General features: G+C 67.7%; 23 protein-coding genes. 14 read left to right on the forward strand and 9 right to left on the reverse strand.

All coding sequences use genetic code 11. The features are described from left to right. Positions 1-70: 70 nt before the first annotated feature. Positions 71-970: a manganese catalase family protein gene (locus QGN31_RS00745; RefSeq protein ID WP_009956675.1), complete on the forward strand. Its 900-nt coding sequence runs from the start codon at positions 71-73 to the stop codon at positions 968-970. Positions 971-1,027: 57 nt separating this feature from the next. Here the strand turns inward: QGN31_RS00745 and QGN31_RS00750 are convergent, their stop codons facing one another. After that, positions 1,028-1,606, reverse strand: a complete 579-nt coding sequence (locus tag QGN31_RS00750) for a hemerythrin domain-containing protein (protein ID WP_009956674.1) — start codon at positions 1,604-1,606, stop codon at positions 1,028-1,030. A gap of 98 nt (positions 1,607-1,704) precedes the next feature. Then, positions 1,705-2,802 (reverse strand): F420-dependent hydroxymycolic acid dehydrogenase, encoded by a 1,098-nt coding sequence (locus tag QGN31_RS00755; protein WP_085978392.1) that lies wholly within the window; start codon positions 2,800-2,802, stop codon positions 1,705-1,707. Positions 2,803-2,855: 53 nt separating this feature from the next. Between QGN31_RS00755 and QGN31_RS00760 the strand changes: the two genes are divergently transcribed. After that, positions 2,856-3,467: a GNAT family N-acetyltransferase gene (locus QGN31_RS00760; protein ID WP_036459961.1), complete on the forward strand. Its 612-nt coding sequence runs from the start codon at positions 2,856-2,858 to the stop codon at positions 3,465-3,467. Positions 3,468-3,497: 30 nt separating this feature from the next. After that, complete coding sequence (locus QGN31_RS00765) at positions 3,498-3,851, forward strand: hypothetical protein (protein ID WP_008262101.1); 354 nt, start codon at positions 3,498-3,500, stop codon at positions 3,849-3,851. A gap of 34 nt (positions 3,852-3,885) precedes the next feature. On the opposite strand, the gene QGN31_RS00770 is transcribed toward QGN31_RS00765, so the two are convergent. Next, entirely contained in the window at positions 3,886-4,560 is a 675-nt protein-coding gene (locus tag QGN31_RS00770) for a TetR family transcriptional regulator (RefSeq protein ID WP_008262100.1), read from the reverse strand. A gap of 70 nt (positions 4,561-4,630) precedes the next feature. On the opposite strand from QGN31_RS00770, the gene QGN31_RS00775 reads away from it, so the two are divergent. The 4 genes from QGN31_RS00775 to QGN31_RS00790 are packed head-to-tail and all read left to right on the forward strand — an operon-like array spanning position 4,631 to position 8,482. Beyond that, the gene (locus tag QGN31_RS00775; protein ID WP_041785309.1) at positions 4,631-5,725 is read left to right on the forward strand and encodes a ferredoxin reductase; all 1,095 of its coding nucleotides are present in this window, start codon (positions 4,631-4,633) and stop codon (positions 5,723-5,725) included. 23 nt (positions 5,726-5,748) lie between these two features. Then, positions 5,749-6,855, forward strand: a complete 1,107-nt coding sequence (locus QGN31_RS00780) for a fatty acid desaturase family protein (protein WP_014943146.1) — start codon at positions 5,749-5,751, stop codon at positions 6,853-6,855. Between the two features lie 44 nt (positions 6,856-6,899). Continuing rightward, on the forward strand, positions 6,900-7,424 hold the full coding sequence (locus QGN31_RS00785; RefSeq protein WP_020188393.1) for an SRPBCC family protein: 525 nt from the start codon (positions 6,900-6,902) through the stop codon (positions 7,422-7,424). Then, positions 7,424-8,482, forward strand: coding sequence for an LLM class flavin-dependent oxidoreductase (locus QGN31_RS00790; RefSeq protein ID WP_014943145.1), 1,059 nt, complete (start codon positions 7,424-7,426; stop codon positions 8,480-8,482). Before QGN31_RS00785 ends, QGN31_RS00790 begins: the two co-directional genes overlap by 1 nt. A gap of 68 nt (positions 8,483-8,550) precedes the next feature. Here QGN31_RS00790 and QGN31_RS00795 read toward each other — a convergent pair whose 3' ends face one another. Continuing rightward, positions 8,551-9,663 carry a DUF1214 domain-containing protein gene (locus QGN31_RS00795; RefSeq protein WP_014943144.1) on the reverse strand — a complete coding sequence of 371 codons (1,113 nt, stop codon included), beginning with the start codon at positions 9,661-9,663 and terminating at the stop codon, positions 8,551-8,553. Then, positions 9,660-10,235, reverse strand: coding sequence for a TetR/AcrR family transcriptional regulator (locus tag QGN31_RS00800; protein ID WP_014943143.1), 576 nt, complete (start codon positions 10,233-10,235; stop codon positions 9,660-9,662). The genes QGN31_RS00795 and QGN31_RS00800 overlap by 4 nt, the downstream gene beginning before the upstream one ends. Positions 10,236-10,263: 28 nt before the next feature. On the opposite strand from QGN31_RS00800, the gene QGN31_RS00805 reads away from it, so the two are divergent. Beyond that, entirely contained in the window at positions 10,264-11,508 is a 1,245-nt protein-coding gene (locus QGN31_RS00805) for a sulfotransferase family protein (protein ID WP_014943142.1), read from the forward strand. 29 nt (positions 11,509-11,537) lie between these two features. Continuing rightward, positions 11,538-12,425: an alpha/beta fold hydrolase gene (locus QGN31_RS00810; RefSeq protein WP_008262085.1), complete on the forward strand. Its 888-nt coding sequence runs from the start codon at positions 11,538-11,540 to the stop codon at positions 12,423-12,425. A 25-nt stretch (positions 12,426-12,450) separates the two neighbouring features. Here QGN31_RS00810 and QGN31_RS00815 read toward each other — a convergent pair whose 3' ends face one another. Then, the gene (locus tag QGN31_RS00815; protein ID WP_008262084.1) at positions 12,451-12,663 is read right to left on the reverse strand and encodes a TOBE domain-containing protein; all 213 of its coding nucleotides are present in this window, start codon (positions 12,661-12,663) and stop codon (positions 12,451-12,453) included. Positions 12,664-12,769: 106 nt separating this feature from the next. Beyond that, on the reverse strand, positions 12,770-13,375 hold the full coding sequence (locus QGN31_RS00820) for a TetR/AcrR family transcriptional regulator (protein ID WP_014386065.1): 606 nt from the start codon (positions 13,373-13,375) through the stop codon (positions 12,770-12,772). A 141-nt stretch (positions 13,376-13,516) separates the two neighbouring features. On the opposite strand from QGN31_RS00820, the gene QGN31_RS00825 reads away from it, so the two are divergent. After that, positions 13,517-14,842, forward strand: coding sequence for a cytochrome P450 (locus tag QGN31_RS00825; protein WP_043955505.1), 1,326 nt, complete (start codon positions 13,517-13,519; stop codon positions 14,840-14,842). 15 nt (positions 14,843-14,857) lie between these two features. Here QGN31_RS00825 and msrA read toward each other — a convergent pair whose 3' ends face one another. After that, complete coding sequence (gene msrA / locus QGN31_RS00830; RefSeq protein WP_014386063.1) at positions 14,858-15,370, reverse strand: peptide-methionine (S)-S-oxide reductase MsrA; 513 nt, start codon at positions 15,368-15,370, stop codon at positions 14,858-14,860. Positions 15,371-15,445: 75 nt separating this feature from the next. On the opposite strand from msrA, the gene QGN31_RS00835 reads away from it, so the two are divergent. From QGN31_RS00835 to QGN31_RS00850, 4 genes are all read left to right on the forward strand, one after another. After that, on the forward strand, positions 15,446-15,952 hold the full coding sequence (locus QGN31_RS00835) for a nuclear transport factor 2 family protein (RefSeq protein ID WP_009956654.1): 507 nt from the start codon (positions 15,446-15,448) through the stop codon (positions 15,950-15,952). Beyond that, positions 15,949-16,968, forward strand: coding sequence for an NAD-dependent epimerase/dehydratase family protein (locus tag QGN31_RS00840; protein WP_014386062.1), 1,020 nt, complete (start codon positions 15,949-15,951; stop codon positions 16,966-16,968). Before QGN31_RS00835 ends, QGN31_RS00840 begins: the two co-directional genes overlap by 4 nt. Before the next feature lie 77 nt (positions 16,969-17,045). Further along, entirely contained in the window at positions 17,046-17,873 is an 828-nt protein-coding gene (locus tag QGN31_RS00845; protein WP_014383486.1) for a class I SAM-dependent methyltransferase, read from the forward strand. Between the two features lie 50 nt (positions 17,874-17,923). Next, on the forward strand, positions 17,924-18,304 hold the full coding sequence (locus QGN31_RS00850) for a DUF427 domain-containing protein (protein ID WP_008262071.1): 381 nt from the start codon (positions 17,924-17,926) through the stop codon (positions 18,302-18,304). Here the strand turns inward: QGN31_RS00850 and QGN31_RS00855 are convergent. Further along, positions 18,298-18,696 (reverse strand): nuclear transport factor 2 family protein, encoded by a 399-nt coding sequence (locus QGN31_RS00855; RefSeq protein WP_009956648.1) that lies wholly within the window; start codon positions 18,694-18,696, stop codon positions 18,298-18,300. The genes QGN31_RS00850 and QGN31_RS00855 overlap by 7 nt on opposite strands. Positions 18,697-18,712 lie beyond the last annotated feature (16 nt).

Below are 18,712 nucleotides of genomic sequence, written 5' to 3' on the forward strand. Positions count from 1 at the left end.
GAGTTTGGCGTCATAGGCCCCGGGTATCCGGCGTCGACCAGCCCCATCTCGATCCCCCAGGGAGGCCCCAGTGTTTGTGCACAACAAAGATCTTCAATTCGAGGTACGGGTCGACCGGCCCGACCCTCGATTCGCGTCGCTGCTGATGGACCAGTTCGGCGGCGCCAACGGTGAACTCACCGCGGCGCTGCAGTACTTCACCCAGGCTTTCGTGCTTCGCCAGAAGAACCCGAAAATGTATGACTTGTTCATGGATATCGCGACCGAGGAGCTCAGCCACCTCGAAATGGTCGGGTCGATGATCACCATGCTGCTCGACGGGCTCAACGACAACCTCAAGATCGCCAACGAGAAATGCGACTGGATGCCGGCGGTGACGGCGAACGGCGGCGGCCGGGACGGCCTCATCCACTCGGTCGCGGTCAACCCGCTGTTCCTGGTGCTCAGCGGCGGTGGACCGGACGTCAAGGACTCCGGCGGAAACAACTGGACCGGCGCCTACATCGACGCCAACGGCGACCCGACCGTCGATCTGCGCAACAACGTCGCGGCGGAATCGCGCGCCAAGATCGTCTACGAATACCTCAAGCAGTTCACCGACGACCCCGGCGTCCAGGACACGCTGACGTTCCTCATGACGCGCGAGGTCGCGCACTATCAGCAGTTCACGGCAGCGCTCAACGAGCTTCCGGTGAACTTCCCGCCGGGACAGCTGCCCGGCGACCCGCGGTTCCAGAACGTGGCGTTCAACATGTCCAACGGGGGCGGCGAGTCCGTTCGCGGTCCGTGGAACCAAGGACAGGGCCCCTGGCCCGAGGGCACGGAATGGGAGTACGTGGAAAAGCCCGAGCAGCAGTGGCTAGGCGGCGCCACGCGCAAGAACACCGGCGCCAAGGAGAACCCGCAGGGCTCGCCGGCCGTCAACGCCGAGAAACCGTTCACGCACGAACAGCACGTTCCCACAGGCTAATTGGAGACGAGATGGCCGGGCGTCCGATCAAGACGCCCGGCCATCGTCGTTGCCGTGTCAGTGCATCTGCGGATCCGGCGGATTGTCCTTGCCGCGTCCGGTCACCGCGTCCCGGACGTGGTCGACGATCGCCGCGCCCATCCCCATCGTCTTGAGCACGGCCGGGTTCGGCGGCGTGTCCGGGTGCGGTCGCGTCGGAGCGATCTTCTTTGCCGCTTCCAGCTTTTCGCCGATCTTTTCCAACTCCTCACGGCTGAGCACCGTTTCGACTTGGGGCCACACCTCATTCTGTTCGTAGGCGATGTGGTCGCGGCCCGCCGCGACGAATTCCTGCAACGCCTCGTGGTAGTCCGGCTCGCCCGGCTTACCGTCCTCGAGCCGCTGCAGCAGCTTCTTGCCGGCCTGCTCCTGCTCGATCGCCTTGTCGACGAGTCCATCGCCCATCGCGTCGCGCACCGCCGGCCAAAAGAATTGCTCCTCAATCGCTTCGTGCTGCGATTCGGCGATGATGAGGTTGTTCACCATGGTTTCCAGGCCGCTCGCCTGCGCGCCGGGGCCCGACGGCGCGCCGTCGAGCGTCTCCAACAGACCGAGCACGCTCTTGTGGTCCTGACGGAGAAAAGTGATTGCGTCCATGCTTTGCCTTCCAATTGGGCTGTCCCTCGAAGTTGGGTGCGGATACCCGGGCCCGGGGCTTCGAAACAGCTTCGAAACGACGGGTGCCCGAAGTTCGCTCAGCGCAACTTCGGCAGGACATCGGTGCGGTAGAAGTCGATGGCGGTGATGGGGTCGTCTTGGGGAAAGTGCAGGAAGGGGACGGCCCCGGCGTCGAGCACCCGCTGCACGGCGCTGATGTGCGGGGCCGCGTCGGTGCCGACGGTCCAGCCGGCCAACACCTTGTCGACGGGGTTGGACTCGGCGGCGCGCTGGATCTCGACAGGATTGGGCTGGTCGACGGCGCCGGCCGTGAAACGCCACAGCGTAGCGGCGCGGGCCGCCTCGGCATTGCCGCCGACGACCGCGAACAGTTCGGCGCGTTTACCCAACGTGGTGACATCCCGCCCGGCGGCCTGCGCTCCGGAACCGAAGGCCGCCAACAGTTTTGGGTCCGTCACATCGTGGGCCTGGGTGATCCAGCCGTCCCCGTGCTGCCCGGCCAGTTTCGCGCTCTTCGGGCCGCCGGCCGCCACGAAGATCGGCGGCGGGGTGGCCGGCACGTCGTAAAGCTTCAACGAGTTCGTCTGAAAGTATCTCCCCGAGAAGGAGATTCGCGATCCGCTCCACAACCGGCGGATCAGGTCGATCGCTTCGACCAGCCGGTCATGGCGCTCGGCGTAGTCGCCGTAGGCATTGGTGGTGGCCTGTTCGTTGAGCCGTTCACCGGTGCCGACGCCCAGGAACACCCTGCCCGGGTTGAGGATTGCCAGCGAGGCGAAGGCCTGGGCGACCGTGGCGGGGTGGTAGCGGTAGGTCGGGCAGGTCACCCCGGTGCCGAACGAGATCCGGCTGGTGGCGCTGCCGACCAGCGCCAGCGTGAGCCACGGGAACATCGAATGGCCCTGGTTGTCCTGCCAGGGCTGAATGTGGTCGCTGGCCCACACGTGGTGGAAGCCGGCCTCTTCGGCCGCCTGCGCCTGCGCCACCAGCCGGTCGGTGCGGAACTGCTCGTGGGACAGCACGAACCCCACGCCCTTGCCCGACGGCGGTGGCGGACCGGCGGACGTGGCGTGGTCGGTGCCCCGCGTCGTGCAGCCGTCCGACAGCCCGACGGACCCGAGCATGCCCGCGCCGGCGGCCACCCGCCCGAACGCTCGCCGCGACATGCCGGTCACCCGGGTCGGCATACCCGCGCCGCATCACCTCAACACCCACTAGCGTGACGTGGATGACCCCGCACGTCCGCCCGGCGCTCAAGGCCGACGTCCGCGAGCTGTCGCGCACGCTGGCCCGCGCGTTCTACGACGATCCGGTGATGGTCTGGCTGATGCCCGATCAGAACAAGCGCACCGCGGGCCTGGCCCGGCTGTTCGCGACGATGACCCGCCACCATCATCTCGGCCGCGGCGGCGTGGAGGTGGCCACCGAGGATTCGGGCATCGGCGCTGCGGCGCTGTGGGATCCGCCCGGCCAGTGGCAGGAGACGCCCGGTGCGCAGCTGGCGATGACGCCCACGTTCCTGCGGGTGTTCGGTCTGCGCTCGATGCGCGGCCGTGCGGTCCAGGAATTGATGAAGAGCGTGCACCCCGAGGAACCGCACTGGTATCTGGCGGTCATCGGCAGCGACCCGGCGGTCCGTGGCCAGGGATTCGGTCAAGCCCTGATGAGGTCGCGGCTGGACCGCTGCGACGCCGAATACTGTCCGGCCTACCTCGAATCGACCAAATTCGAAAACGTCCCGTACTACGAGCGTTTCGGCTTCACCGTCACCCGCGAGATCGTGCTGCCGGACGGCGGCCCGAAGATGTGGGCGATGTGGCGGGCGCCGCGGGCCGTTTAGTCACCCAATCCGGCGGGCAACCGTTTTGGCATGAGCGAGAACCCCCAAGCCGACGATCTGGTCGATCCCGCCGACTTTCCCGAGGAGGGCGGACCGGGCGACACCCTGAACGCGAGCGAAGGAACCGACTCCGACGAACTGCGCAACGACGACGGTGACATCGTCGTCGATCCCCCCGAGGGCTGGAGCGAGGCCAATCGCTTCGGTGTGACGGCGAGAGAAGAACGAGAGGGCGAATCCCTCGACGAGCGACTGGCCGCCGAGGAGCCCGATGTGCCCGATGACATCGAGCCCGTGGACGACGGGCCGCGGCGCGCGCATCGCGGCCAGATCGACGGCACCCCGGAAGACGGCGATTCGCTCTACGACGTGGTCGACGAGTAAGTCAGTGCTCGCCTGTTTACTGCAGCCGATGTGATCAGGGAGTGCTCTGCCACCCGGCGATGCCGGTCGCGATCATCCGCAACTGCTTGACCGCGAGCCGGCGGATGTCCTCGGTCGCCTCGGCGCTCTGCGAATCCTCGATGGCCTCCGCGATGACGATCATGGCGTTGACGAACAAGGTCGCCAGCACGTTGAGATCCTCGGTGGTCCACTTGTTCAAACCGGGGAAACGCGCCAGGTCGGTGGCCAGCTCGGAGGTGATCAGCCGGATCTCGGTGCGAATGGCGTAGCGCAGCACGGACAGGCCGCTGTTGCGCTCGCGACCGATCAGCCTCCAGTGCTCGCGCCGGTCGGCCACGCTGGCGACCAGGATCTCGACGGACGACTCGATGACCCGGTTCGGGTCGAGCTTGCCGGCGCGGGCGTCGCGCAAGGTGTCACGCAGGCTGCGAAACGACTCGTCGATCAGGACCAGGCCGAGCGCCTCCATCGATTCGAAGTGGCGGTAAAACGCCGCCGGCACGATCCCGACCTCGCGGGTCACCTCCCGCAGGCTCAGGCTGGAAAAGCTGCGGTCCTGCAAGAGCTTGAGCGCCGCGGCGATGATGGCGCGCCGCGTCGCCTCCTTGCGCTCCTCGCGCGACTGGCTTTCCCGCGAGCGTTCGCGTCCGGAGCCGCGCGCCCGTGAGCTAGGAGTACGGCTGTTCACTGTGTGAACCCTACCACATCGGGCCAGTAAACCCTTGACTACCTGGCCGTTGCGGCCGCACGGTGTACATATGTTCACTCAAAACGCTCAAGCTTCTGGCCGGGTCCTCGCAAGGACGTTCCGCCAGCGCGTGTTGGGTTCGGAGCTTCTAGACCTGCTGACCGGTCCGCACGGCGTCGACCGCTACACCGAGCTCGTCGCACCGACATGGACGCTGGGCGACGCCCGCGCCAAGGTGACCGACGTGCGCCGGACCACACCCCGCAGCGTCACGCTCGCCCTGACACCCAACGACACCTTCCTGGCCACCCACACCGTCCGGGCCGGCCAGTACGTCAACCTGACCGTCGAGATCGACGGGCGCCGGCACACCCGCTGCTATTCCCCGACCAACGCCGAAGGGGCCGCCACCCTCGAGCTGACCATCGGCCGCCACGAGGGAGGGCTGGTGTCGAACCATCTGTACGAACACGCCCGTCCCGGCATGGTGGTCGGTTTGGCCGGCGCCGGCGGCGACTTCACGCTGCCCGCGCCGCGTCCCCGGCGGATCCTGTTCGTCTCCGGGGGAAGCGGGATCACCCCGGTGATGGCGATGCTGCGCACCCTGGTAGCCCAGGGGCATCGCGGCGAGATCGCCTTCGTCCACTACGCCCGCACGCCCGCCGAGGCGTGCTACCGCGACGAGCTGGCCGCGCTGGAGTCGGTGCGGGTGCTGCGCGGTTACACCCGCGCCGACGGCGGCGACCTGGCCGGACGCTTCGGCCCGGAACACCTGGCCGCCGCGATGCCCTCACCCGACGCGGTATTCGTCTGCGGCCCACCGGCTTTGGTCGAGGCCGTGCGGGAGCACTGCGACACCGTGTACACCGAAAGCTTCGTACCGCCGGCCTTCGAAACACCGGCTGACCCGTCAGGAGGGCGAGTCACGTTCTCCGACAGCGGCGTTGACATCGTCGACGACGGACGCCCGCTGCTGGAACAGGCGGAATCCGCCGGCTTGTCCCCGGAAAACGGGTGCCGGATGGGCATCTGTCACACCTGCACGCGGCGCAAAACCGCCGGCACCGTGCGCAACCTGGTCACCGGCGCGGTCTCGACCGCACCCGATGAGGACGTGCAGATCTGCGTGTCCGTTCCGGTCGGTGACGTGGACGTCTCGCTGTAACAACGGACTTGAGAGGAAAAGCCATGACACCCAACAAGATCACCCTGACATCCGAGCAGGCCGAGGATTTCGGCCGCGAACTCGACGCCATCAAAGAGCGCGTGATGGCGGACCTCGGCGAAAAGGACGCCGACTACATTCGCCGCGTCATCAAGACCCAGCGTGCGCTGGAGGTCGGCGGGCGCGTGCTGCTGTTCCTGCCGCCCGCGTGGCTGCTGGGCACCGGCATGCTCGGCATCGCCAAAATCCTGGACAACATGGAGATCGGCCACAACATCATGCACGGCCAGTACGACTGGATGCGTGACCCGGCGATCTCCGGCCGCACCTTCGAGTGGGACACCGCGTGCCCGGCCGATCAATGGCGGCACTCGCACAACTACATGCACCACACCCACACCAACATCGTGGGAATGGACCGCGACATCGGCTACGGGATCCTGCGGATGAGCGAGGACCAGCGCTGGCAGCCGTACTTCCTGGGCAACCCGCTGTATGCCTTCCTGCTGATGGTGTTGTTCCAGTACGGTGTCGCGCTGCACGAACTGGAAACCGAGCGGATCCGCTCCGGCGAGATCCGCCTGGAGGACAAGCGCGAGGTGCTGCGCGCCATCTGGCGCAAGACCCGGCGACAGACGCTCAAGGACTACGTCGCCTTCCCGCTGCTGGCCGGCCCGTTCGCGCCGTTCGTATTCACCGGCAACCTCACGGCCAACCTGATGCGCAACGTGTGGTCGTACATGATCATCTTCTGCGGCCACTTCCCGGACGGCACACAGGAATTCACCGTCGAGGAAACCCGGGACGAGTCGCGCGGCATGTGGTACTTCCGCCAGGTGCTCGGCTCGGCGAACCTCACCGGCGGCCGGCTCTTTCACCTGCTCTCCGGCAACCTCTCCCACCAGATCGAGCACCACCTGTTCCCGGACATGCCGGCCCGCCGCTACGCGGAGATCGCGCCCGAGGTGCAGGAGATCTGCGAGCGCTACGGCATCCCGTACAACCGCGGTCCGCTGCTGCGGCAGTTCGGCACCGTCGTCCGCAAGATCGTCAGACTGACCTTCCCGGACAGCTGGCGGCCCAAAGCCAGCGCCGACGCGCCCGCCGCCCGCGAGCCGGTCGCCGCGTAACTCGGTGCCGTCCACGCATTGCCTTGCGCCGGACGAGGGGGACAATGAGGTCCGTGGAATGGACCGGCGCGCGCTACGCGGACACCCCGACGGTGGAGGCCTCGACGTGGATCGACGCCGACCCGCAGCGGGTCTGGAACCTGGTCTGCGATATCGAGCTGATGCCCGCGGTCAGCAACGAGCTCCAGGCCGTGGAGTGGGCCGAGGGATCGGACGGCCCGCGGGTCGGCGCCCGCTTCGTCGGATACAACGAGCACGAGGCGTTCGGGCAGTGGAGCACCACGTCTGAGATCGTCGCGTGCGACGAGCCACGCGAATTCGCCTGGGCCGTCGGCGGTCCCGATAACCCGGCCTCGATTTGGCGATTCCGGCTGGCGCCCCGCGACGGCGGCACGGCCCTGAACTACTGGATGCAGATGGGGCCGGGACGTTCGGGGTTGTCGACCGCGATCGACTCGATGCCCGACAAGGAACAGAAGATCGTGTTCGTGCGGATGCGGGAGTTCGAGGCCGCGATCGGAAAGACCCTAGCCTCGATCAAACGGCTGGCCGAGCACGGAGTGCGGTGATGCGGACCGCCACCACGGTGGAGTTCTCCGGTACCGGGGACGACGCCGGGCAGGCGGTGGCGCTCGCGGTCGAGGCGGAAAAGCTGGGCCTCGATGTGTGTTGGGTGGCCGAGGCGTGGGGCGCGGACGCGCCGTCGGCGCTGGGCTACCTCGCCGCCCGCACCGAGCGGATGCTCCTGGGATCCGGCGTGATTCAGGTCGGCACCCGCTCGCCCGTCCTGATCGCCCAGACCGCGATCACGCTCGCCAATCTGTCGAACGGGCGGTTCCTGCTCGGGTTGGGCGCCTCGGGCCCGCAGGTGATCGAGGGTCTGCACGGCGTCTCGTTCGAGCGGCCGCTGGCGCGCACCTCCGAAACCATCGACATCATCCGGCAGGCGTTCGCGGGCGCAAAGATTTCTTACACCGGTAAGGAATTCGAGCTTCCCCGCCCCGGCGGCGAGGCGGTGCCGATGCGGTTGTCGACGCGGCCGCAGCACCCGATCCCGATCTATTTGGCCACGCTGTCACCGGCGATGCTGCGGTTGACCGGGCGGGTCGCCGACGGGTGGCTGGGCACCAGCTTTGTCCCGGAAGGCGCCGAGGACGCCTATTTCCGCCACCTTGACGACGGCCTGGCGGCCGCCGGCCGCGCCCGGGCCGACATCGACATCTGCCAGGGAGCCGAGGTCGCCTTCGCCGCTGACGAAGTCGAGTTGCAGGGCATGGTCGCGGGCCGCAAGAAGGAGCTCGCGTTCAGCCTCGGCGGCATGGGATCGTCGAGCACGAACTTCTATAACCGGGCCTACGGCCGGCAGGGCTGGTCCGAGGTCGCCGCCGAGGTACGCGAGCGCTGGCAGCGCGGCGACCGCGACGGCGCGGCCACGCTGGTGACCGACGAGATGGTGCTGGCGACCACGCTGATCGGGACCGAGGAGATGGTGGCCGCGCGCCTCGCGGTGTGGCGCGACGCCGGCGTGAACACCGTGCGGCTTTATCCCGCGGGCGACACGCTGGACGCCAAGCTCGAGACGCTGGGCCGGGCCATCGAGCTGGTCCGCGCGGCTTCGGATTCTTGACGGCCGCCGAACGTGCACTGGCGGCGGGTTTTCCGCGCGTTTTTCGCCCTCGTTACACGCTCGGCGGTTCAGCTGGTCGTCGTCGGCGCGTCGGCCGCCTTGACGAGCTTCACCTCCGGCCGCTGCGGCACGCCGTCGGCGAGGAACCACCGGAAGGCCAGGTTGCCGCGCGGATAGCCGAGCGTGGTCAGGGAATTCGGGTGCGCGGTCTTCGCCCCGGACAGCACGATCGTCACCGAGCCGTCACTGTTGGCGACGGCGCTGTGGCCGTTGATCGAGCAGCGCGCGTCGGGGCCCTCCGAGGCGCCGTAGGTGGCCATGAACTGGTTCCACACCACCATGTTCCAGAACCTGCACGCTGGCGGCCGATGCGTGATCACCAGCGCCTCGTCGTCGTCGAGCACGAAACTGCCATACGAGTAGCAGGCGTCGCGCGCCGACCAGCCGAAGTTGGCGTCCGGCACCTGGTAGGGCTCGGCGAACGCGTTTGCGGCGTGGGCGGTTTCGTGCCCGAGGGCGTGCGCGTCTTCGACCCGGTTGCCGACGGCCAGCGGCACGATGGCGAACATGGTTTGCAGCCAGGTCGCGACCGCGCGCAGGCGCGCCGCCGTCTCGGCGTCGCCGTGGCGGATCGGCGCCGGCTCGTCGAGCGCCTCGATCCGCCAGACAACCGGGCGCCCGGTCAGGGGGTCGGCCTGGTAGTCGCGGGTCATCAACACGGCCGCGTCGGCCGTCGGGGGGAATTCGAAGGAGAAGTTGCCGTCGGCGTCGACGTCGAGGTCGGTGTCGCGGACGATCGCGACCACCCGGTCCGACCACGCCCCGAGCGTCGGCTCGTTGTAGGCGGTGACCGAAAAGTACACGCTGTCACCCTTGTTCCCGCTGATGCGGTAGCGGCGCGCCGGGTCGACCGGGCAGATGTGGTAGTAAGCGTCGGTGTTGTCCCCGCCCCAGCGGCGGTCGCGACGGAACGGGGTGTTGACCGCGACGAATTGCGGCCGATCGGGTTCGGGGAACAGGTAGGTGTCCAACGCCACGCCCAGCGTGGTGGCGAGCATGCGGTAGCCGTCGGCGATGTGCCGGTCATCGGTGACGGCGCGGTCGCCCTCCAAAAACGAGCGATCAAGGCCGCCAAGGGTTTTCAACAGATCCTGCCACGCGACCGTCGATTCGTGCGTCATGCGCTGATTCCTTCCAGGAGCAACCGTGTCGTGCGATCGACCCACGCGTCATCGAGCTCGGTGGGGCGGGTGAGCAGGGCGACCAGCGTGATGCCGGCGATGGTTTCGGCCAGTTCCGCGGCGGTGACCTCCGGGCGCACGTCGCCGCGGGCCGCCGCCGCGGCGAGCCAGTCGGCGAGCCCGCCACCGATGACGCCGGCGAAGCGCTCCAGCAGCGCCGAGTGCAGGCTCGGATCCGCGGCCATCTCGCCGATCAGGCCCGGCAGGGCCGCCCGGGCGGACGGCGTGGTGAGGAAAACCATTGTGCGGCGCACCATCTCGCGCAGGCCGTCGGGCGTCGAGCCGGTATCCGGGATGGCGGTGCCCGCGCCGATGGGGAACACCGCCTCGTGCACCAGATGCGCCTTGCTGGGCCAGCGGCGGTAGATCGCGGGCTTGCTGGTGCCGGCCCGCTCGGCGATGGCCGACACCAACAGCCCCGGATAGCCCGATTCGGCGAGCAGTTCAACCGTCGCGCGCAACACCGCGGCGTCGATACGCGGATCACGGGGCCGGCCAAAATCACCATCCATTACGAAACTGAGAGTAACATAAGTCGCCGTGACCGATGCCGTTCGCTCCGTTTCCCTCGATGACCTGGCCACGCCCCGATTCAGCGCCGAGGGTCAGCAGATCCTCGACATGATGAGCGCGATGGCCCCGCAGTGCCCGTTGGACGCCGACGCGCTGCACGCCCAGGCCAGTGCGGACACCGGCCTGCACGATTTCGGGCCCGACGACTACCGCGAACGGCTCGACGTCTTCCTCGCCGCGCTGCGCGAGATCGACGGGCTGCACGGCGCCGGGGCGGTCAACTTCTACGGGCAGCTGCTGCAGATCCTGAAGAACCGGCTGCTGCTGGCCGACCTGCTGCGGCGCCATCCCGAGATCAACGACATCGAACTGACCTCGCCCGTGGTGATCGCCGGGCTGCCCCGCACCGGCACCACGCACCTGCACAACCTGCTGGCCGCGCCACCCACCTTCCGCACCATGCCGTACTGGGAAAGCAACGAGCCCTTCCCGATGCCGAACGAGGTTGCCGTGCAGCCGGATCCGCGGCGGGCCCGGATGGACGTCGCGGTCGGGGTGATCAACACGGTGATGCCGCATTTCGCGCTCATGCACGAAATGACCACCGACCACGTCCACGAGGAGATCCAGCTGCTGGCCAACGATGTCTCCACGATGCTGCTGGAGACTCTCGCCGACGTGCCCCACTGGCGTGACTACTACCAGTCCCACGACCAGACGCCGCACTACGAATACCTGGCCACCCAGCTGCGGGCGATGCAGTTCCTGCGCGGGGGCCGGCGCTGGCTGCTCAAGTCGCCGCAGCACCTCGAACAGGTGCCGGTGCTGGATCGGGTGTTCCCCGACAGCATCGTCGTGTTCACCCACCGCGACCCGGTGCCGGTGGCGCTGTCGATGATCACGATGATCACCTACTCCGCGCGCATGCACCGCTCGCCGGTGCCGGTCGAACAGATCGCCAACTCCTGGATCGACCGCCTCGATCAGATGCTCAGCGCGCTGGTGCGCGACCGCGACACCATCGGCCCGGACCGCTCGGTCGACATCCGGTTCGACGACTTCATGGCCGACGAAGCCGGCGTGGCCGAGCGCGTCTACGCCCTGGCCGACGAGCCCTACACCGATGAGGCGCGCCAGGCCGTCGCCGGCTACCTGGCGGGCCACCGCCGCGGACGCCTGGGCAACGTCAAAACGTCGTATGAGATGTTCGGCCTGAACGAGCACAGCCTGCGCCAGCGCTTCGCGCCCTATGTGGAGCGGTTTCTGGCCTAACCCTTTCCGAGCCGCTACGTTCTCAACACATGGTCACCATGCCCACGCTGGACGGCGTCGAACACCGCTACGTCGAGCTCGGAAACGGCGTGACGATCCACGTCGCCGACGCGGGCCCGGCGAGCGGGCCGGCGGTGATGCTGGTGCACGGCTTCCCGCAGAACTGGTGGGAATGGCGCGAGCTCATCGGCCCGCTGGCCGCCGACGGGTACCGGGTGTTGTGCCCGGACCTGCGCGGCTCGGGCTGGAGCTCGGCGCCGCGCACCAGCTACCGCAAGGACGAGATGGCCGACGACCTGGCCGGGGTGCTGGATCGGTTGGGCGTCGCGTCGGTCAAGCTGGTGGCCCACGATTGGGGCGGACCGGCCGCGTTCATCATGATGCTGCGCCATCCGGACAAGGTGACCGGCTTTTTCGGGGTAAACACCTCGGCGCCGTTCGTCAAGCGCTCCCCGTCGATGCTGCGCAACGTCTGGCGGTTCTGGTATCAGATCCCAATCTCGTTGCCCGTCATCGGCCCCCGGGTGATCAGCGCGTCGAACCCGCGGTTCCTCCGCCTGCTGGGGTCATGGGTCGGCGGCGGCTACACGCTGCCCGAGGAGGACGTGCGGCTGTACCTCGAGTGCATGCGGCAGCCCGGCCACGCCGAGGCGGGGTCGCGGTGGTACCGGTCGTTTCAGACCGGGGAGATGCTGAGCTGGATGCGCGGCGAGTACGACGGGGCCCGCGTCGACGTCCCCGTTCGCTGGCTGACGGGCACCGAAGACCCGGTGATCACGGCCGACCTGACCGAGGGATATGCCGACCACATCAAGGATTTCGAGGTCGAACTGGTCGACGGGGTCGGCCATTGGATCGTCGACCAGCGACCCGATCTCGTGCTGGATCGGGTCCGGGCCTTCCTCGCCGAAAAGTAAACCGGGTGCGGGCTTTTCGGCGCACCTAGTCGACGCCGATGGTGACTTCGGTCGATTTGATGAACACGGTCGCCGGCTGGCCCACCTTGAGCCCGAGGTCGGTCGCGGCGTCCCTGGTGACCGACGACGTGACGACCTGATCGCCGCCGTCGAGCGTCACCTTCACCACGGCCATCACGGTGCCGAGTTCGACCTCGGTAATCTTTCCCCGGAGCTGGTTTCGAGTCGAGAGCCGCATCGCAGAATCCTCCATGTCAGAACGGGCGGGGTCTGCGGTGAGCCTAGCCCCGCCGGGCCGGGCCCGGGATGGCTTGCGACACCTCGATTTACGGCGCCGGACGCGCTCAATGCCGCGGACCGAGCAGGGCTACGGACGCATCCACCGCCGGTTCCACGATTTCTCGGACCGGTGTTCCGTCTTCGACCGCAAGTGCGGTCAGCTCCCGCAGACCGCCCAACAGGATCACGGCCAGGGGCGCGGTCAACGGCGGCAGCTTCGCGCGCCGGAACCCGGGACTGGCGCTGAGGTCGATCAACAGGCTGGTCAACAGCTGCAACCCGCGGCGCTGGACCGGTCGAGCGGCCGCACCCAGCGACGGCAACTCACGGATCCAGCTCAACGTGATGGCCGGGCGCGCCTCGATGTAACCGACATAGGCCTCGACCGCCTGCCGGATCTGCGCGTGCCAATCGGCGTCGGGATCGACCGACGCCGCGATCTTCGCGCCCAGTTTCTCGATGTCGACGGCCAGCAACTCGAGAAAGCACTCCTCCTTGCCCGCGAAGTGGTCGTAGAAGGTGCGTTTGGACGTGCGCGCGCAACGGACGACGTCGGCGACTGTGCTGGCGCGATAGCCGCGTTCGGTGATCGACGTGGCCAGGCCGTCGAGGAGCCGGAGGCGGAAAGGATCGACCTCTTCGAGAGCGGGGTCGCCATCCGTTGCTGTCATTGCTGAGGTCACGGCCCGCACCCCCTTTCGGTTCGAAACGCACCTTGTCAGCTTTGGTACTGCAGAGTACCGTACTCGGAAAGGTCCGTGGTACATCGCGGTACCAACTCCGGCCCGGCAGACGTGGGGAGCAATGACGCCATGAGTGAACTAGCCACCGTCCCGCCGGCCACGGTTCACCTGCCCCCCGCGGTCCGAAGCCCGAAGCTGGTGCAGGGCGTCGGTTTTGCCGTGTCGCGGCGGATGATGATGCGACGCCTGTCACGCCGCTACGGCAACGTCTTCACGCTGCGGCTGCCGATGTGGGGGCGCGTCATCATGGTCAGTGATCCACAGCTGGCCAAGCAGATCTTCACCACCAGCCCAGACGAACTCGGCAACATCCAACCCAATTTGAGCAGACTGTTCGGTCCCGGCTCCGTATTCGGACTCGAGGGCGACGACCATCGCCGGAGGCGGCGGCTGTTGGCGCCGCCATTTCACGGCAAGAGCATGAAAAATTACGAAAGCATCATCGAGGAAGAAACGCTGCGCGAGATGGCCGGCTGGCCGGAGGGCAGCCCGTTCGCGACGTTGCCGCCGATGATGCGGATCACGCTGAACGCCATCCTGCGCGCGGTGTTCGGCGCCGAGGGGGCCGAACTCGACGAGCTGCGCAGGCTCATCCCGCCGTGGGTCACCCTGGGCTCACGCCTTGCGGCGCTGCCGAAGCCGAAGCGCTATCCTCGGTTCGGCCCGTGGGGCAGGTTGGACAAGTGGCGGCGCCAATACGACATCGTCATCGAGAAGCTGATCGCCGCGGAGCGGGCCGACCCGGATTTCGCCGAGCGGACCGACGTGCTGGCGCTGCTGCTGCGCAGCACCTACGACGACGGTTCCGCGATGTCGCACAAGGACATTGGCGACGAGCTGCTGGCCCTGCTGGCCGCCGGGCACGAGACCACCGCGTCCACGCTGGCATGGGCATTCGAGCGGATCAGCCGACACCCCGAGCTGTTGGCGAGGCTGGTCGAGGAGGCCGACGGGGCCGATGAGGGCGGCAACGAGCTGCGCCAAGCGACGATCCTCGAGGTGCAACGGGCCAGGACCGTCATCGATTTCGCCGGTCGCCACGTCTACCCCGAGGCCTACCGGCTCGGCGAATGGGCGATCCCGCGCGGCTACTCGATCATCGTCGGCATCGCGCAGATACACGACAACCCCGACGTGTTCCCCGATCCGCGGCGGTTCGACCCGCAACGCTTCATCGACACCAAACCGTCGGCGCTGTCCTGGATCCCGTTCGGCGGCGGGACCCGCCGCTGCGTCGGCGCGGCGTTCGCCAACATGGAAATGGACGTCGTGCTCCGGACCGTGCTGCGCCACTTGACAATCGAGACCACGGATGCGCCCGGTGAGCGGTGGCATTGCCGCGGTGTGGCGTTCACCCCGAAGGACGGCGGCCGGATCACGGTGCGCCGGCGCTGAATTCGCCGGGGACCGCTACTGGCTGGAGGCGGCCCGATGCGGCAGCTTCCAGCCCGGCCGGATGAAGTGGCAGGTGTATCCGCTCGGATAGCGCTGCAGGTAGTCCTGGTGCTCGGGCTCGGCCTCCCAGAAGTCGCCGGCCGGGCTGACCTCGGTCACCACCTTGCCGGGCCACAGGCCGGACGCCTCGACATCGGCGATGGTGTCCAGCGCGATCCGCTTCTGCTCCTCGTCCAGGTAGAAGATCGCCGACCGGTAACTGGGGCCGCGGTCGTTGCCCTGGCGGTCTTTCGTTGTCGGGTCGTGGATCTGGAAGAAAAACTCCAGGATCGCCCGGTAATCGGTTTCCGCCGGGTCGTAGATGATCTCGATGGCCTCGGCGTGGGTGCCGTGGTTGCGGTAGGTCGCGTTGGGGACGTCACCGCCGGTGTAGCCGACCCGGGTCGAGACCACCCCCGGCTGCTTGCGGATCAGTTCCTGCATTCCCCAGAAGCAGCCGCCGGCGAGAATCGCTTTCTGGTTGGTCATCGCTCGTCCTCCTCACCCGCCACAGTGAGGCCCAGGCTACACTCCGCCGATGAGCTGCAATGGTGCCGCGAAATCATGAGCACGCCGAAGTTCTCCCGTAGCGAACTGGCCGCCGCGTTCGAGCAATTCGAAGCCACCGTCGATGCGGCCGCGCAGTCGCACGACTGGGACGCGTGGGTCCAGCACTACACACCCGACGTCTTGTACATCGAACACGCGGCGGGCACCATGCACGGCCGCGACGAGGTCCGCGAGTGGATCAGCAGGACGATGGGCAGCTTCCCCGGCAGTCACATGGTCGCGTTTCCGTCGCTGTGGTCGGTGATCGACGAGGCCACCGGGCGCATCATCATGGAACTCGACAACCCGATGCGCGATCCGGGTGACGGCACGGTCATCGGCGCGACCAACATCTCGATCATCACCTACGCCGGTGATGGCCTGTGGCGTCAGCAGGAAGACATTTACAACCCGCTGCGCTTCGTGCAGGCCACGTTGAAGTGGTGCCGCAAAGCGCAGGAGCTCGGCACCCTCGACGAGGCCGGCGCGCAATTCATGGAGCAATACGGAGGCGCCCAGTGACCGCCAGGCCCAAACTCGTCATCGGCGCCAACGGCTTCCTGGGTTCGCACGTCACGCGCCAGCTGGTCGCCAAGGGCCATGAAGTGCGGGCCATGGTGCGCGAGAACGCCAACACCCGGTCCATCGACGACCTCGAGCTCACCCGGTTTCACGGTGACGTGTTCGACACCGCCGTGCTGCGGGAGGCCATGGACGGGGTCGACGACGTCTACTACTGCGTCGTCGACACCCGCGCCTGGCTGCGCGACACCTCGCCGCTGTTTCGCACCAACGTCGAGGGGCTGCGCAACGTCCTCGACGTGGCCGTCGCGCAACCCGACCTGCGTCGGTTCGTCTTCACCAGCACCTACGCGACGGTCGGCCGGCGGCGCGGGCGCGTGGCGACCGAGGACGACATCGTCGCCACCCGCGGGTTGTCGGACTACGTCCAATCCCGGGTCCAGGCCGAGAACCTGGTGATGCGCTACGTGGCCGAATCCGGGCTGCCCGCGGTGGCGATGTGCGTGTCGACGACCTACGGCAGCGGCGACTGGGGCCGCACCCCGCACGGCGCGTTCATCGCCGGCGCCGTCTTCGGCAAGTTGCCCTTCACCATGGACGGCATCCAATTGGAGGTCGTCGGCGTCACCGACGCCGCGGAGGCCATGCTGTTGGCCGCCGAGCGCGGCCGCGTCGGCGAGCGATACCTGATCTCCGAGCGAATGATCGCGTTGACCGAGGTGGTGCGGATCGCGGCCGACGAGGCCGGCGTGCCGCCGCCGCGACGTTCCATCCCCGTTCCGGTGCTGTACGCCCTCGGCGCCCTGGGCAGCCTGCGAGCCCGGCTCACCGGCAAGGACGCCGAGCTCAGCCTCGCGTCGGTGCGCATGATGCGTGCCGAGGCGCCCGTCGACCACAGCAAGGCCGTCCGCGAATTGGGTTGGCAGCCACGCCCGGTCGAGGAGTCCATCCGCGAGGCGGCCCGATTCTGGGCCGCCATGCGAAATGCCAAGGGTAAGAGCGCGACTCCCCGCTGAACGCCACGCCGACCGCTGTTCAGGACGCGGCGCGGCGCTGGCGTGGGACTAGCCTCGAGCGGGTGAATACCGAGCGAGTGTCCGTCGATCTCACCGGGGCTCCCCAGACCATGCTGGCGACGTTCTACGCCAAGGCGCTGGACGCCGACTTCGACAAGCCGATCCTGGGTGATCGGTACGCGAAGGAGATCGTCGATCGCATCGACTACGACTGGAAGAAGACGACCATCACCGCCCGGCGGGCGCCGTCGGTCACTACCCGTTCGGCACACTTCGACGAGTGGACGCGCAAATTCCTTGCGGCGCACCCGCGCTCGGTCGTCCTGCACGTGGGCTGCGGACTGGACAGCCGGTTCTTCCGCGTGCAGCCGGGTCCGGACGTGCAGTGGTACGACGTCGACTACCCCGAGGTCGCGGCGCTGCGCGCCCAGCTCTACCCGAGCCGCGAGCACTATCGCGTGATCGCCGCCTCGGTCACCGACCCGTCATGGCTGAGCGAAATCCCCACCGATCGCCCCACGCTGATGATCGGGGAGGGGCTGACCATGTACCTGACCGAGCAGGACGGCACCGCGTTGCTGCGCCGGGTGGTCGACCGGTTCGGCTCGGGTGAGCTGCAGTTCGACGTGTTCAACTGGCTCGGGATCAAGTCGCAATGGCTCAACTCCGTGGTGCGACGGTCGGGATCCACGCTGCGGTGGGCGATCAACGGGCCCGACGACATCATCGCGGCCGTACCGGCGGTGCGGCTGCTGGCCTGCGAGCGCTGGTTCGAGTCGGACACCTTCGCACGATTGCCACGCTCCTCCCGACTCCTGGGAAGGGTGATGTCGCTGATCCCCGCCGCCGCGAACATGTCCCAGTACCATCGCTACGCATTCGGCCCGCCGGACGGGAAGGGTTGACGGCGGCCGGGTGTTACAGCCCCAATAGGCGTCTGTAGGAGGTATCGACCATGGCCCACCGGCAAGTCCTCGAGCCGAACGCGGGGCACCCGATCACCATCGAACCCACCCAGGGCAGGGTGCAGGTCCGCGTCAACGGCGAACTGGTGGCCGACACCACCGCCGCGCTGGAACTGCGCGAAGCCACAATCCCTGCGGTGCAATACATTCCGATCGCCGACGTGCAACAGGATCGGCTCACCCGCACCGACACCAGCACGTATTGCCCGTTCAAGGGCGACGCCAGCTATTACAGCGTGACGACCTCGTCCGGTGACACCGTCGACGACGTGATCTGGACCTATGAGCAGCCGTATCCGGCGGTCGCCGCGATCGCCGGGCACGTCGCGTTCTACCCGAACAAGGCCGACATCACCGTCTCGGCTCAGTAGGGGACCCATCCGGGGAGGGCGGACGCCGTCGCCCGGGTGTCGCCGTAGAGGCGCATCGAGACGATCAGCCCGGCGCGGGTGTCGAAGATGCACACGAACGGGCTGTCGTAGGAGGTGCCGTCGGACGTCGTGCCGGTGGCCTGTGCCTCCACCACCACCGTCTCTCCCTCGTTGACGCAGCGCACCAGGTCGATGACCAGCTCGAGGTCTTGTTTGCGCCGCTCGACCGCGCGCCGGAAGGTGTCCTTGTCGCATGCGGTGCGCGTGTAGAGCGTCCAGAAGGTGAAGTCGTCGCGCAGCAACGCGAAGCCCTCGTCCAGATCGCCGCCGTCGCTGATGCTCTGCAAAAACATCCAGGCCAGTTCGCCCTGAGGGTCATCGAAGGGCGTCATCACACCGCAATACTGA

The sequence above is a fragment of the Mycobacterium sp. 2-64 genome (genome assembly GCF_035918375.1).
GTDB lineage: Bacteria > Actinomycetota > Actinomycetes > Mycobacteriales > Mycobacteriaceae > Mycobacterium > Mycobacterium intracellulare.

Bases quoted from the DNA above. Each gene is read 5' to 3' on its own strand.
- QGN31_RS00825 (WP_043955505.1), top strand. From the start codon at position 13,517: ATGAGTGAACTAGCCACCGTCCCGCCGGCCACGGTTCACCTGCCCCCC.
- QGN31_RS00850 (WP_008262071.1), top strand. From the start codon at position 17,924: ATGGCCCACCGGCAAGTCCTCGAGCCGAACGCGGGGCACCCGATCACC.
- QGN31_RS00795 (WP_014943144.1), bottom strand. From the start codon at position 9,663: ATGACGCACGAATCGACGGTCGCGTGGCAGGATCTGTTGAAAACCCTT.
- QGN31_RS00780 (WP_014943146.1), top strand. From the start codon at position 5,749: ATGACACCCAACAAGATCACCCTGACATCCGAGCAGGCCGAGGATTTC.
- QGN31_RS00855 (WP_009956648.1), bottom strand. From the start codon at position 18,696: ATGACGCCCTTCGATGACCCTCAGGGCGAACTGGCCTGGATGTTTTTG.
- QGN31_RS00810 (WP_008262085.1), top strand. From the start codon at position 11,538: ATGGTCACCATGCCCACGCTGGACGGCGTCGAACACCGCTACGTCGAG.
- QGN31_RS00835 (WP_009956654.1), top strand. From the start codon at position 15,446: ATGAGCACGCCGAAGTTCTCCCGTAGCGAACTGGCCGCCGCGTTCGAG.
- QGN31_RS00785 (WP_020188393.1), top strand. From the start codon at position 6,900: ATGAGGTCCGTGGAATGGACCGGCGCGCGCTACGCGGACACCCCGACG.
- QGN31_RS00820 (WP_014386065.1), bottom strand. From the start codon at position 13,375: ATGACAGCAACGGATGGCGACCCCGCTCTCGAAGAGGTCGATCCTTTC.
- QGN31_RS00815 (WP_008262084.1), bottom strand. From the start codon at position 12,663: ATGCGGCTCTCGACTCGAAACCAGCTCCGGGGAAAGATTACCGAGGTC.
- QGN31_RS00800 (WP_014943143.1), bottom strand. From the start codon at position 10,235: ATGGATGGTGATTTTGGCCGGCCCCGTGATCCGCGTATCGACGCCGCG.
- msrA (WP_014386063.1), bottom strand. From the start codon at position 15,370: ATGACCAACCAGAAAGCGATTCTCGCCGGCGGCTGCTTCTGGGGAATG.
- QGN31_RS00765 (WP_008262101.1), top strand. From the start codon at position 3,498: ATGAGCGAGAACCCCCAAGCCGACGATCTGGTCGATCCCGCCGACTTT.
- QGN31_RS00750 (WP_009956674.1), bottom strand. From the start codon at position 1,606: ATGGACGCAATCACTTTTCTCCGTCAGGACCACAAGAGCGTGCTCGGT.
- QGN31_RS00790 (WP_014943145.1), top strand. From the start codon at position 7,424: ATGCGGACCGCCACCACGGTGGAGTTCTCCGGTACCGGGGACGACGCC.
- QGN31_RS00775 (WP_041785309.1), top strand. From the start codon at position 4,631: ATGTTCACTCAAAACGCTCAAGCTTCTGGCCGGGTCCTCGCAAGGACG.
- QGN31_RS00760 (WP_036459961.1), top strand. From the start codon at position 2,856: ATGACCCCGCACGTCCGCCCGGCGCTCAAGGCCGACGTCCGCGAGCTG.